The sequence below is a fragment of the Janthinobacterium glycogeni genome, from assembly GCF_051380725.1.
Classification (GTDB): Bacteria; Pseudomonadota; Gammaproteobacteria; order Burkholderiales; family Burkholderiaceae_D; genus Janthinobacterium.
In genome coordinates, this window is the sequence record NZ_JBNYXP010000005.1 from 177,419 (window position 1) to 190,929 (window position 13,511).

General features: G+C 60.7%; 12 protein-coding genes. 9 read left to right on the top strand and 3 right to left on the bottom strand.

Annotated features, from left to right (window positions below):
- Nucleotides 1-118 precede the first annotated feature (118 nt).
- The 9 genes from rbfA to ACQ4W4_RS13750 all read left to right on the top strand — a co-directional run bounded on the left by rbfA (nt 119) and on the right by ACQ4W4_RS13750 (nt 9,072).
- On the top strand, nt 119-535 hold the full coding sequence (gene rbfA / locus ACQ4W4_RS13710) for a 30S ribosome-binding factor RbfA (protein WP_152253626.1): 417 nt from the start codon (nt 119-121) through the stop codon (nt 533-535).
- A 2-nt stretch (nt 536-537) separates the two neighbouring features.
- Nucleotides 538-1,473, top strand: a complete 936-nt coding sequence (gene truB, locus ACQ4W4_RS13715) for a tRNA pseudouridine(55) synthase TruB (RefSeq protein WP_436542464.1) — start codon at nt 538-540, stop codon at nt 1,471-1,473.
- A 207-nt stretch (nt 1,474-1,680) separates the two neighbouring features.
- The gene (gene typA, locus ACQ4W4_RS13720; RefSeq protein ID WP_034782534.1) at nt 1,681-3,513 is read left to right on the top strand and encodes a translational GTPase TypA; all 1,833 of its coding nucleotides are present in this window, start codon (nt 1,681-1,683) and stop codon (nt 3,511-3,513) included.
- Nucleotides 3,514-3,633: 120 nt separating this feature from the next.
- Nucleotides 3,634-4,629 carry a tRNA dihydrouridine(20/20a) synthase DusA gene (gene dusA, locus ACQ4W4_RS13725; RefSeq protein ID WP_436542465.1) on the top strand — a complete coding sequence of 332 codons (996 nt, stop codon included), beginning with the start codon at nt 3,634-3,636 and terminating at the stop codon, nt 4,627-4,629.
- A complete protein-coding gene (locus ACQ4W4_RS13730) occupies nt 4,629-5,090 on the top strand; it encodes a hypothetical protein (RefSeq protein ID WP_436542466.1) in 462 nt (153 codons plus the stop codon). The genes dusA and ACQ4W4_RS13730 overlap by 1 nt, the downstream gene beginning before the upstream one ends.
- Before the next feature lie 521 nt (nt 5,091-5,611).
- Nucleotides 5,612-7,381 carry a methyl-accepting chemotaxis protein gene (locus tag ACQ4W4_RS13735; protein ID WP_436542467.1) on the top strand — a complete coding sequence of 590 codons (1,770 nt, stop codon included), beginning with the start codon at nt 5,612-5,614 and terminating at the stop codon, nt 7,379-7,381.
- A 60-nt stretch (nt 7,382-7,441) separates the two neighbouring features.
- Nucleotides 7,442-7,789, top strand: coding sequence for an energy transducer TonB (locus ACQ4W4_RS13740; RefSeq protein ID WP_034760455.1), 348 nt, complete (start codon nt 7,442-7,444; stop codon nt 7,787-7,789).
- 168 nt (nt 7,790-7,957) lie between these two features.
- Entirely contained in the window at nt 7,958-8,530 is a 573-nt protein-coding gene (locus ACQ4W4_RS13745) for a hypothetical protein (RefSeq protein WP_436542468.1), read from the top strand.
- 161 nt (nt 8,531-8,691) lie between these two features.
- Entirely contained in the window at nt 8,692-9,072 is a 381-nt protein-coding gene (locus ACQ4W4_RS13750; RefSeq protein ID WP_436542469.1) for a hypothetical protein, read from the top strand.
- Between the two features lie 515 nt (nt 9,073-9,587).
- Here the strand turns inward: ACQ4W4_RS13750 and ACQ4W4_RS13755 are convergent.
- The 3 genes from ACQ4W4_RS13755 to ACQ4W4_RS13765 form a co-directional block, all read right to left on the bottom strand.
- Nucleotides 9,588-10,037 (bottom strand): hypothetical protein, encoded by a 450-nt coding sequence (locus tag ACQ4W4_RS13755; protein ID WP_436542470.1) that lies wholly within the window; start codon nt 10,035-10,037, stop codon nt 9,588-9,590.
- Nucleotides 10,038-10,296: 259 nt separating this feature from the next.
- On the bottom strand, nt 10,297-10,956 hold the full coding sequence (locus tag ACQ4W4_RS13760; RefSeq protein WP_436542471.1) for an FxDxF family PEP-CTERM protein: 660 nt from the start codon (nt 10,954-10,956) through the stop codon (nt 10,297-10,299).
- A 330-nt stretch (nt 10,957-11,286) separates the two neighbouring features.
- Nucleotides 11,287-13,392, bottom strand: coding sequence for a TonB-dependent receptor family protein (locus tag ACQ4W4_RS13765; protein WP_436542472.1), 2,106 nt, complete (start codon nt 13,390-13,392; stop codon nt 11,287-11,289).
- Between the last annotated feature and the right edge of the window lie 119 nt (nt 13,393-13,511).

Below are 13,511 nucleotides of genomic sequence, written 5' to 3' on the forward strand. Positions count from 1 at the left end.
GCAGCAGCAATGAAAACCGCGCGGACATACCGTTGTCCGCGCAAACACGTGGGGCGCATTGGTCAACGGGCAACCGTTTGATCCATGCGCCCTGCGGCACTTAGGACAGCATAAAATCATGGCTAAACATAGCAAAACCATGCCAGCGCGCGGCTTGCGCGTGGCCGACCAGATCCAGCGCGATCTGGCCGAAATCGTCGCCTACGAACTCAAAGACCCGCGCGTGGGCACGATGATCACCATCACCGAAGTGCAGATCACGCCCGACTACGCGCACGCCAAGGTGTTTTTCACGATGTTGAAAGACAGCAAGGAAGCCATCAAGAACACCACCGAAGGCCTGATGGCCGCGTCGGGCTTCATCCGTGGCTTGCTGGGCAAGCGCCTGCACATCCACACCTTGCCGATGCTGCATTTCGTGCACGACAGCTCGACCTCGCGCGGCATGGAAATGTCCTTGCTGATCGACAAGGCCAACGCCACGCGCGCGGCCGACGCCGAGCCGGACGCGAAACCTGAGACGGACGAGCAATAACAGTGGCGGGTCCGAAGAAACCACCGGGCATCAAGCGGGTGCGCGACCTGGTCGATGGTGTCTTGTTGCTCGATAAGCCTGTCGGCTGGTCCAGCAACGACGCCCTGATCAAGGCCAAGCGCGTGCTGAACGCGAAAAAAGCGGGCCATACGGGCACCTTGGACCCGTTCGCCACGGGCTTGCTGCCGCTGTGCTTTGGCGAGGCGACGAAGTTCTCGCAGGACTTGCTGGAAGCGGATAAAACCTACGAAACCCTGGTGCATCTGGGGCAGACGACGGATACGGGCGACACGGAAGGCGAAGTGCTGGAAACGCGCGACGTCAACGTCACCGAAGAACAGATCGAAGCCGTGCTGGCGCGGTTCCGCGGGCCTATCCTGCAGACGCCGCCCATGTACTCGGCCTTGAAAAGGGACGGCAAGCCCTTATATGAGTATGCAAGGGCAGGCATCACCCTGGAGCGCGAAGCGCGCCCGGTGACCATCCACAAGCTCGAGTTCCTCGGCTATGCAGCCCCTTTCCTGAAATTGTCCGTGATGTGCAGCAAGGGCACATATATCCGCGTGCTGGGCGAAGACATCGGCCATGCCTTGGGTTGCGGCGCGCATCTGAATGCCTTGCGCCGCACGCAGGTGGGCAATCTGACGCTCGATGGCGTCGTGACCCTGGATGCGCTGACGGCGCATGCCGAGCCGTTGAGCTTGCTGGCGCCCGTCGATGCATTATTGTCGAGTTTCCCCGCCGTCCAGCTGACGGAAGAATTGGCCAAGCGTTTCCTGCATGGCCAGCGCATTGCGCTGGGCAAGGAAGACGTCGCCGTGCCGGCCGAACCGGGCAGGGTGCGCGTGTATCACGACAGCAAATTGCTGGGCACGGGCCAGTTGCAGGAATACAGCATCCTGGCCCCGGAGCGCTTGATCGCGACAGCGCATCAATAAGTCACAGCAACGTCACATTACCCAGCGACACTCGTCAAACAGTGTCGCTTTTTTAAACAAACCGTCCCCGACTGTGGGAGCCGCCAGCATTTTTAGATAGCGTTGCAACGCAACATGCTATACTACGCGGTTCCGGAAATAGATTAGCATTCGGGTATCTCGTACACCTTGTACGCACTCCGCAGTTTTTCAGTAACTACTACGACCATGTCAAATACAAAACGCGCAATTCGTAATATCGCCATTATCGCCCACGTTGACCACGGCAAAACCACGCTGGTGGATCAGCTGCTGCGCCAGTCCGGCACCTTCCGTGAAAACCAAGCGGTCGACACCCGAGTCATGGACTCGAACGACCTGGAAAAGGAGCGCGGCATTACGATTCTGTCGAAGAACTGCGCTGTTGAGTACGAAGGCACCCACATCAACATCGTCGACACCCCAGGCCACGCCGACTTCGGCGGCGAAGTGGAACGTGTTCTGTCGATGGTCGATTCGGTTCTGCTGCTGATCGATGCACAAGAAGGCCCGATGCCGCAAACCCGTTTCGTCACTCGCAAGGCGCTGGCACTGGGTCTGAAGCCTATCGTGATCGTCAACAAGATCGACCGTCCAGGCGCACGTCCGGACTGGGCCATCAACCAGACGTTCGAACTGTTCGACAAGCTGGGTGCGACCGACGAACAACTGGATTTCCCTATCATTTACGCTTCGGGCCTGAACGGCTATGCCGGCCTGACCGAAGACGTGCGCGGCGGCGACATGAAGCCGATGTTCGACGCCATCCTGGAACACGTTCCAGTACGTGACGACAATCCGGAAGGCCCGCTGCAAATGCAGATCACCTCGCTGGACTACTCGTCGTACGTCGGCAAGATCGGCATTGGCCGCGTCAACCGCGGTACCGTTAAAGTTGGTCAAGACGTGCTGGTCATCAATGGCCCAGGCGCCACGCCAATCAAAGGCCGCATCAACCAGGTGCTGAACTTCAAGGGCCTGGAGCGCGTGCTGGTGGACGAAGCCGTTGCCGGCGACATCTGCCTGATCAACGGTATCGACGAAATCGGCATCGGTTCGACCCTGTGCGCAGTGGACACCCCGGAAGCGCTGCCGATGCTGACCGTCGACGAGCCAACCCTGACCATGAACTTCATGGTCAACAACTCGCCGCTGGCTGGCCGCGAAGGCAAGTTCGTGACCTCGCGTCAACTGCGTGACCGTCTGGAAAAAGAATTGAAGGCCAACGTTGCTCTGCGCGTAGCGCCGACCGACGACGACACGATCTTTGAAGTGTCGGGCCGCGGCGAGCTGCACCTGACGATTCTGATCGAAAACATGCGTCGCGAAGGCTTCGAGCTGGCCGTGTCGCGTCCACGCGTGGTCTTCAAAATGGTCGATGGCGTGCGCCACGAGCCGTTTGAAAACCTGTCGGTTGACGTGGAAGAAGTCAACCAGGGCGGCGTCATGGAAGAACTGGGCCGTCGTCGTGGCGACCTGCAAAACATGGAATCGGATGGCAAGGGCCGCGTGCGTCTCGAGTACCTGATCCCGGCGCGTGGCCTGATCGGCTTCCAGGGCGAATTCATGACCCTGACCCGCGGCACCGGCCTGATGAGCCACGTATTCCACGAATACGCGCCAGTCGACAACACCCGTGGCGAAATGGCTGGCCGTCGCAACGGCGTGCTGATTTCGCAGGACGACGGCGCCGCCGTTGCCTACGCCATCTGGAAACTGCAAGACCGCGGCCGCATGTTCGTGTCGCACAATGACCCGGTCTACGAAGGCATGGTCATCGGTATCCACTCGCGCGACAACGACCTGGTCGTCAATCCGATCAAGGGCAAGCAGCTGACCAACGTGCGTTCGTCGGGTACCGACGAAGCGGTGCGCCTGGTGCCGCCTATTCAGATGTCGCTGGAATACGCCGTCGAATTCATCGAGGACGACGAACTGGTGGAAATCACGCCGAAATCGATCCGTCTGCGCAAGCGCTTCCTGAAAGAGCACGAGCGTAAAAAAGCGTCGCGTGATTCGTAATCTGTTGTAGCGCATGGCCTGCGGGCCATGCCGCGCTCAAGCCCGTTGCTCCGCCTTTCCTTCACCGGTGAGGCGCGCAGCGGGTTTGTCATTTGCAGCTCCTGTTTTTTTGTAGACACCATGACTTCCTCTTCTTTGCCTTCCCGCCGCCTGTCCGTCGCCCCGATGATGGACTGGACCGACCGCCATTGCCGCAAGTTCCACCGCGAAATCACGCGCCACACCTGGCTCTACACCGAGATGGTGACGACGGGCGCGCTCGTGTACGGCGACGTGGAGCGCCATCTGCGCTTCAACGAGGAAGAGCATCCGGTGGCGCTGCAGTTGGGCGGCAGCGACCCGACGGACCTGGCCACCAGCGCGAAGCTGGGCCAGCAGTGGGGCTACGACGAGGTCAACCTGAACTGCGGCTGCCCTTCCGAGCGCGTGCAGAAAGGCGCGTTTGGCGCCTGCCTGATGGCCGAGCCGCAACTGGTGGCCGACTGCGTGAAAGCCATGCGCGACGTGGTCGACATCGACGTCACGGTCAAGCACCGCATCGGCATCGATGACAGCGAGTCCTACGACTTCGTGCGCGACTTCGTCGGCACCGTGGCCGACGCCGGCTGCAAGACGTTTATCGTGCATGCGCGCAACGCCATCCTGAAAGGCCTGAGTCCGAAGGAAAACCGCGAAGTGCCGCCGCTGAAATACGATTACGCCTACCGCCTGAAGCGCGACTTTCCCCAGTTCGAGTTCATCATCAATGGCGGCATCAAGACCCTGGACGAGATCGACCTGCATCTGCAGCACCTCGATGGCGTGATGCTGGGCCGCGAGGCGTATCACAATCCGTATGTGATGGCGCAGTTCGACCAGCGCTATTACGGCGACGAGACGCCCGTGAAAACGCGCGAGCAGGTGCTCGAAGCGATGATTCCCTATATCAGCGCGCAGCTGGAAAAGGAAGCGGGGCGCTTGAAACTGAACAGCGTCACGCGCCACATGCTGGGCCTGATGCAAAACCTGCCCGGCGCGCGCGGCTTCCGCCAGACCCTGTCGGACTCGAAGAAGCTGGCCTCGGGCGACCCCCGTTTGCTGCTGGAGGCGGCGGCGCGTTTGTCGCTGCCCGCGTAATGGACGCCTGCCACAGCCTTGCGCGCGTGATTGAGGGCTACCTGCTGGCCGTCGGCGCTCTGAAGGATGACGGCAGCTTGTTTCTTTGCGAGTATCTGGGACCCGTCGCGCCGCAGGCATCGCTCGAGGCGCTGTGCCGCGCGCTGCGGATTGCGCCGGACGGCTTGTCCTTGCGGCCGCTCGAGAGCGTGGTGTGCAGCGGCATCGCCTGCACGCCGCGCCAGTGGTTGCTGGAACGGTTTCGTCCCATGAGCGAGGCGGACCGTCAGCCGCTCGATGCGCGTTTATATGACGGTTTCGAACGCGAACTGGCCGAACTGCTGCGCGGCGAGCCCCGCTGGTATCAACTGGTATCGTCAAGCCAGATCAGCCTGGCCGGGCAATTGGGCGCCATCTGGAGCGTCTTTGTCTTTGGCACAGAGTGCCACGCCTATGTGATGCATTGCAGCTGGGACAGCTGAGCCAACTTGTCTATACCGCTGCCCCTGCGCAGTGGTATTGTCCGTACTCCCCCTTCCTCTGAGCACCTCCTCCAAAACGATGCAATATGGCTACGCCATGTGTTGTAAATGCGCCGTTTCGGCGCACGCCCGCACTGCCATGGGGCATTTCTAAGGGGCAAGAATCGGCGTTGTTGCCATTTCCCCGAAGAAAGTTAATCTGCCATTTATTCGGGTACTTATTGCTTGCTTTGAGGCAAAATTTACACCTATAATTGATTATAGACAAATATTTCTCATATGAATGTTTGATGTTGATCTCACATCAGCAGTGTCAAAAATTCAGTGTGTGGAGCAAGTTTGCATTCGCAGTCACTGGCTGTTTCAGGGCTGGCGAAGGACCAGGAAGTACCCCAGGCTGCGTGCAGCCGGATACCGCCAGCATACCAATGGGTAAGGGCGGATACCGGTGTACCGCAGCCTTCGTCTTGTCGTGCCGGGCAAAAAATCCTTATCAATAGTTTCATTTACGAAGAGCCGAAATGAATTTAGCAAAAATGAAGGTTGGTACCCGCCTGGGCCTGGGTTTCGCCCTGGTACTGGTTCTGCTGGTGGCCGTGACCGTCCTCGGCATTGCGCGCATGGCGCAAATCCAGGAACGTCTCGATCACGTGATCAATGTCAACAACGTCGTCACCCGTCTGGTGATCGACATGCGTGGCAACGTCAGCGACCGCATCACCTCGCTGCGCATCCTCACCCTGATGACAGACGCGAGCGATATGGAGCCGGAAATGGCGCGTATCAAGACGCAGACGAGCACCTATCAGGAAACGCAGAAGAAGCTCGAAGAGAAATTCGCCGTCGAGTCGACTGCCGAAGAAAAAACCCTGCTCGCGTCGATCAAGGAATACGAAGCGGCCGCCATGCCGGCCATCGCCAAGGCATCCGCACTATGGATGGCCAACGATGCGGAAGGCGCCACGCGCGTGATGATCAAGGAAATCCGCCCGGTGCAGAAAAAATGGATGGAAGCGCTGGAGCAGCTGGCCACCCTGGAAGACAAGCTCAATGAGCAGATGCAAACGGACGCCCGCAAGGCCTTCGACAGCGCGCGCCTGTTCATGATCATCCTCGGCGTGCTGGCCGTGGCGATGGGCGTGGCGGCGGCACTGGTGATTACCCGCGGCCTGCTGAAACAGCTGGGCGGCGAGCCTGACTATACGGCATCGATCGCCGGCAGCATCGCCAATGGCGATCTGTCGATCGGCATCCACACCCAGCCTTCCGATACGTCCAGCCTGCTGGCGGAAATGAAGGAGATGCGCAACAGCCTGGTGGGCATCGTCGGCCAGGTGCGCGTCGGTACGGAAACCATCGGCACGGCCTCGCGCGAAATCGCCGATGGCAATATCGACCTGTCGTCGCGCACGGAAATGCAGGCGAGCGCGCTGGAAAAAACGGCGTCGGCGATGGAAGAACTGACCTCGACCGTGAAACAGAATGCCGACAATGCACGCGAAGCGAACAAGCTGGCCGCGACCGCGTCGGACGTGGCCCTGAAGGGCGGCTCCGTCGTGTCGCAAGTGGTTGACACCATGAGCTCGATCAACGAGTCGGCCAAGAAAATCGTCGACATCATCGGCGTGATCGACGGCATCGCCTTCCAGACGAATATTTTGGCGCTGAACGCGGCTGTGGAAGCGGCACGTGCCGGCGAACAAGGCCGCGGCTTTGCCGTGGTGGCGTCGGAAGTGCGCAACCTGGCCCAGCGCTCCGCCGGCGCGGCGAAAGAAATCAAGATCCTCATCGACGATTCGGCCGAGAAGACGGAACGCGGCACGCGTCTGGTCGGCCAGGCTGGCGTGACGATGGGCGAAGTGGTCGACAGCGTGCGCCGCGTGACCGACATCATGAGCGAGATCGCCAGTGCCAGCCAGGAACAAAGCGCAGGCATCGAACAGGTCAACCTGTCGATCATCGAGATGGATGGCATGACGCAGCAAAATGCCGCCCTGGTGGAACAGGCCGCCGCCGCGGCGCAAAGCTTGCAGGACCAGGCGGCCGAACTGGCCCACGTGGTCAGCATCTTCAAGCTGGTCGAAGGCGAAGAGAAACCGGTAGCGGCGTCTGTGCCGGCGCCCGTGGCGGCTGTGGCTGCTCCGGTTGCCGCGCGCAAGCCGGCGCCGGCATTGCGTCCGGTGAAATCGCTGACCCGCAAGACCGAAGCGTCCGCTCCCGTGGCTGCCGCGGCGCCACGCAAGGCGGCAGGGGCCGGCAGCACCAGCAATGACGAGTGGGAAGAGTTTTAAGCGCGGCCAACAGCGCACAGGAAGTTGTAATTACCGTATCTGATAATCATGGGGAAGCACATGTTTGAGAATAAGCGTTTGATGAGTGTTGCAGCAGCCTTGCTGGTGTCCGTTTCTTCCGCAGCCTTCGCTGCCGAGGTGCCGGCGTCGTTCGATGCCAAGAACTGCAAGGCCGACTATCCGAAAGCCTCGCTGATGAACGAAGAGCAGGGCACCGTGTCGATGTCCTTCCTGGTCAATGCCGATGGCAGTGTTGCCGATTCGAAAGTCGAGAAGAGCAGCGGCTTCAAGAACCTGGACAAGGCCGCCATCAAGGCCCTGTCCGCATGCAAGTTCAAGCCGGGCACCAAGGACGGCGCCGCAGCGCAAACCTGGACCAAGGTCGATTACGCCTGGAAGCTGGACTGATCCACGCATCGTCGGGAGCGCCGCTCCCGGCATGACCATATCCGCTACGGGCGGCGCCTGCGAGGGTGCCGCCCGTATTGTTATGTGCGCCAGCCAACGGCGCTGTCGCCCCCGATTCTGTTACCCTCGAAACATACCTTCGGGATCTCTCACCACAAGAGGCTTATCATGCAGCGCATCCTGACACTTTCTTCCCTGGCGGCCACCGGCTTGCTGCTTTCCGCCTGCGCTACACTGGGCACGCCTGTGGGCTTGCAGGCGGGGCAGACCGTCGCCGTCGTCAACAGCTTGAGCTGGGACAATCCCCTGACAGGCAAGCGCGACGGCGTGCGCACCAGCTGGCCCATCAAGGATGGCAAGATTGCCCCTGAACATTTTCCGCTGGCGCAATTGAAGCAATGCGAGGCCGGCGGCAAGGCTTGCAGCTGGGGTGTGATGCGGGCGCAGCGCAGCGCGCCGCGGCTCGCTTATGCGGACGGCGGCGTCGACCTGGCCGTGGACGTTTCGATCGACGTGGCGCGGCGCCAGGATGCGCGCCAGGGCGAGACGCAAACGGCGATGGCGATACCACAGGACGTGCCGGCCCTGGCGGGCAAGCAGCGCGTGCAGCCCAGCTGGAAATTGAAGTATGGCAAGGTCGAGCAGGTCGAGCTCGATTACGGCGTGCGCTACCAAGTGTGCGTGCAGCGCTACGATGCGGTCGGCAAGGCCATCGATACGTGCGCGATTCCATTTATCTGAGGAAACATGCCGCGCGGGCTGCTTGTGGCGCCATTGCCACATTTCATGTTGCGGCGTGCGTCGGGGTGTAACAATCGGTAAAAGCGCAGCAAAGCCACGTGTAATTTCTTATAGTACTTAATTAAGGTAGTGCAGAGAATTGGTACTCGAGGAGAATTACGATGAAAACCCTGTTGGCAGTAATGTCGCTGGCCGCCCTGGGTGGCTGTGCCGTGGCGCCCCCCGGTCCCGCGTATTACGGTTCGCGCGCGCCGCAGGGGGCCTACAATCCATATGAATGGCATACGGTCTCGTCCGAGCCGGTGCAGTCGGGCCGCGTGATGAGCGAACCGCGCGTGGAATACACGAATGAGCCCGTGTATGTGCAGCAGCCTGTGTACGTGCAGCAACCAGTGTATGTGCCGGCGCCCGTGTACGCGCCGCAACCGTATTACTACAATCCGCCCGTGACGATCGGGCTGGACTTCATGTTTGGCTTTGGGCGCTACGGCGGACACCGCGGCGGCTGGGGCGGGCATGGCCGCTACCACGGCCGTCGCTAGACGCCGAAAATTGGCCATCTGGCGTGAGAAAGCGCGCCGTGCTTCGTAAAGCACGGCGCGCTTTCTCATTGGCCATGACGGGCAGCGCCGCGAAGCTGAATCAGTGGAAATATACCGAACTCTGGTGCAGCACGTCCGCCGAGCACAGGATATACATCGCCGCCGCTGCCAGACCTATTTGCAAGGCGCCAAAGCTGATCGGGATGAGGCGGGACATGTCGTACTCCTGAGTAGTAATGAGGTGTGGTCAGGCTTTCATCTTAGGTTGAATTGATGCCTTTGGGCATCGGATGAATGTCCGCCACGATGTAGGACAACACCTCGTCGCTGAGGCCCCGCCTCGCTCTCCGGCGGCCGGAGTAACCCCCAATAAATTATTGCGATTTCTGACTTCCATAACCGGCGCTCTGCGGCGTTGCCCACTGCTAGCAGTGCTCGCACTGCGTCGCAGTGGGCGCCTTGCATAGCATCCGGTTCTGTTCGTCATAACTTCACAATAATTTCCTGAGGATTACTTACCGATTTTTCCAGCGCAGCACCGGCTCTTCCGGCGCCGTGTCCGGCACGTTCGACATCGCCAGCCAGTGCGTCAGGCGTTCCGGATGCTTGAGATTGATGCCCATGCCATCGATGATGCCCACCTGTTCCAGCATGCGCGCATCGATCTTCGCCTTCGACACCGTGGGCGCGCCCATGACCATGCGTTCATACGCCTTGCGCGCCTTGTGTTCCCACTTGTGCAGATTGCTTTCGTCGAAACGGTTCGCTTCGAAATACACGGTCAGGGTGCCGTCGAGGTTGCCGAAGCCGACAATGCCTGCGCCCTTGCGGATGGTGGTGGTGTTGTTGATGTCGAATTCCGCCGTGGGCACGAAAATGCCGGCGCGGCCATCGATGTCGGGACGTCCCACGGGTGTTTCCTTGCCGTAGGAACTCGTTTCGGTAATGGTTTTTTCTGCAGACATGGTGCGTGTGTGGTGGCCGTGCCGGAAGCGCAATCGGGTCCGGCAGCGCCAGTCATCCTGTTCAAAAAATGCGTGCTGATGATCAGGGCGGGGTAGGGGCCCTGGCGGAGCGATGCTTGGCATTGCTTGATACTCCGCTATTGTAGCGCCAATTTAATTCTTTTGGGCAACATTTAATGCGGCGGTGCACGCTTCTTCGGACGCAAAAAAGCCGCCCGGCCAAACGGCGGGACGGCTGTTGCGCGGCGACTGTCCGGGCTCAGGCGGCTGTCTTGCGGCGTGCCATGAAACCCAGCAAGCCCAGGCCCAGCAGCATCATGGCGTAGGTTTCAGGTTCCGGCACGGCGGCCATTACGGAGACGTTGTCCAGGTAGGAACCATAGGTGGGTGCGGAGACGGGGCCGATCGATTCGAAGCGCAGCAGGCTCGACGAGCCGAGCGCGGTCACGTTCTGGCTGTAGGTTTGCCACACGCCGCTCGTGGTGCCGATCAATGCCGTTGGCGTCAGCAGGGTGGAACCCCAGTAGACATTCATCAGGCTGTTGGCGCCGCCAGCCGTATCGGGGCGGCCCGAGTAGGCAAACGACAGCGCATAGGTGCTGCCGGCCGTGGTGGCGATCGCTTGCGATACCGACGTCAGGCGGTCGGTATTGAGTTCCAGGTATTGCGTGCCGTTGGCGGCGACAGGGTTGAATCCGCCTTGGCCGCCTTGCGTGGCGCCTTTCTGGATTTCAAAGGCCGAGTTGCCGCTGGCCGATGAGGTCCAGCCTGTCACGCTGCTGAGCGGTGCCCAGGCCGAGGCGATGACATTGTCTTCAAAGCTGCCGTTGACCACCAGTTCGGTCGCGGCGTTGGCGGCGCCGGCGGTGACCAGGGTGGCCAATGCGGCAATCTTCAGGAAGGTGGCTGGCGTTTTCATGAGGTTCTCTTTTGGTTGATTAAAGGATAATTTAATTTCTTAAATGACATTTAAAGAATATCACCAAAACTCACGAAAAAAACAAGCGCTCGCTAAAAATATTTGCAATTGTGAAATCTTTTGTTTCTTAATGGCAATTATTTTCATGACGGAACAATTACTGTCGCGCCGTAAGGCGAACACGGCTTCCGACCGCCTTGCACCACGGTATTTTTGTGACATCGGGACGTAAAAAAAACCTGCATCGAAACAACAACGATGCAGGTTTTTCTGAGGGGAGGCGCGGGGGCGGCGGCATCTCGATTCGATAGGCACTGCCGCAGGCCGTGCTCAGAAGGTCAGGCGGCCCTGCAGGTAGACCATGCGCGGCGCGCCCACCAGCTTGCCCAGGTTGCCGTCCGAGGTGCGCGTGAAGTAGCGCTTGTCGGCGAGGTTGTTGATGCCGGCGACCAGCTCCAGGCCGGCCGGGCCCGGTACTTTCCATTTCACTTGCGTGTTCCAGGTGCGGAAGCCGGGAATGACGCCCAGGTTGCCGGCCGCGTTTTCCGCCACGGTGTTGGCTTCGTCGGCGAACTGGCGGCTCTGGTGGCTGCTCGACAGGTCGAAGCCCCAGGCGCCCAGTTGGTAGTGGGCGCCGACGGTGTCCGTGGTGCGCGAATAGAAGGGCACGTCATTGCCCGCGTTCGCGCCATCCTGCAAGGTCGCCTTGGTGTAGGTGTAGGTGGCGTAGGCGTTCAAGCCGGCCAGCGGGCCGGATCGGTCGAAATGGTAGTCGATGGCCGATTCCAGGCCCCGGTGATGCGTGGCGCCCACATTGTAGAAGACGACGTTCTCGCCGCTGCCGACGGACTGGATCTGGTTGTCGAACTTGATGTTGAACAAGGTCGCTTCGGCCGACAGCTGGCCGCTTTTCCAGCGCGCGCCCAGCTCGGCTGTTTTCGCCAGTTCCGGCTGCAGCGGATTCTTGCTTGACTGCGCATTGAGCTGCGTATTTTGCACGGCGCCAAACGAGCTGTTGTAGTTGCCGAACAGGGTCACGTTAGTGTTGAGCAAGTAAGCCACGTTCAGCGAGGGCAGGGCCTTGTTGTTGAGCAACTCGATCCGTTGGTCGGTCGGCAAGTGGTTGAAGCGTTCCATCTTGATGTGTTCGTAGCGCACGCCCGGCGTGATGCGCCACGCGTCGATGGCGATCTTGTCGTCGATATACACGGCCTGGGCATCGGTGGCATTGTCGGCGAAGCGCGTCGGCGCTTGCCGTACGCCGCTGGCGATGACGACGTTGTAGATGGCCTCGTCGGCCCGCTCGACCAGGTAGCGGTAGCCGACGGTGACGTCCTGCGAGACCTTGCCGGTAATAAAACGCTGCGTGTAGCGCGGCTCGATGGCCGTCGTTTCATAGTTGCGCGGCTGATGCCCCAGGTTTTTTCCGCTGATCAGCGTGCTTTCGCGCGAGCTCTTGTTGTAGTAGGCGCGCACCTCGACTTCCTGCGTGCCGGAGAGGGCGTTCAGGTAGCCGATGTCGAAGGCCTTGCGCTCGCCGCTCCAGAAGTCGGTGGGGCGCGTGTTCTGGAACGGGTCCTGCTTGTATTGCGCGGCGGTCAGGCCGCCCGGCGTGCGCGACGTCACGTCATAGTAGGACAGCTTGCCGTAAACCTCGGCCGTCGGGCTCAGGTCGTAGCGGAATTTCAGGGCGAAGTCGTTGACCTTCTCATCGCTGCCCACGCGCCAGTCGCTGCCGCGGATGCCGGAATACAGCACCGCCAGACCCAGGCCGCTGTCGAGCTGGGTGCCGGCGAAGACGCTGGCCTGCGTGTTGTGGCCCACTTCGCTGTACGAGTTGTAGCGCACGGTGGCGTCGCCTGTGACGCCTGGCGTGGTGGGCACGCGGCGCGTCTTGAAGTTGATGATGCCGCCCACGTTTTGCGGGCCGAAGCGCACGGCGCCGCCGCCGCGCACCACGTCGACCGTCTCGACATTGGCGAGGCTGACGGGCGCGAACGACAGTTGCGGCTGGCCATACGGCGCGACCGACATCGGTATGCCATCGAGCAAGACCGTGCTGCGCGGCGAATAGCGTCCGGCCAGTCCCCGTACGCCGATGTTGAGTGAGATGGCGCTGCCCGCGCTGCCCGAGTTGTCGCTGATCTGCACGCCGGGAATGCGGCGCATTACGTCGCTGAGGCTGGTCGCGCCCGAGTTCTCGATATCGTCCTTCTGTACCACGGTGCGTGCGCCCGCGAAATTTTTCGTACTGGCGGCCATGCTGGTGCCCAGCAGGTTGCTGCTGACCTGAATCGATTCCAGAATGGGGCCGGCATTGTCTGCGCTATTGGCTTCCTGCGCTTGCGCGGCAAGCGGCGCGCCCAGGCAGGCGAGGGCGATGGCCAGCGCGCACGGGCGCAGCGAAAAGGGCAGTGCGAAAGGTGTGACGGCCATGCATGGATCTCCGTAATGACAATGTTTGCGCGGGCAATCGGGCGGCGCGACAACATCGTGGCGTGGACGTCCGGCGCAAAAGGATGATAATGATAATGATTCTCATTTTATCCGTCAAT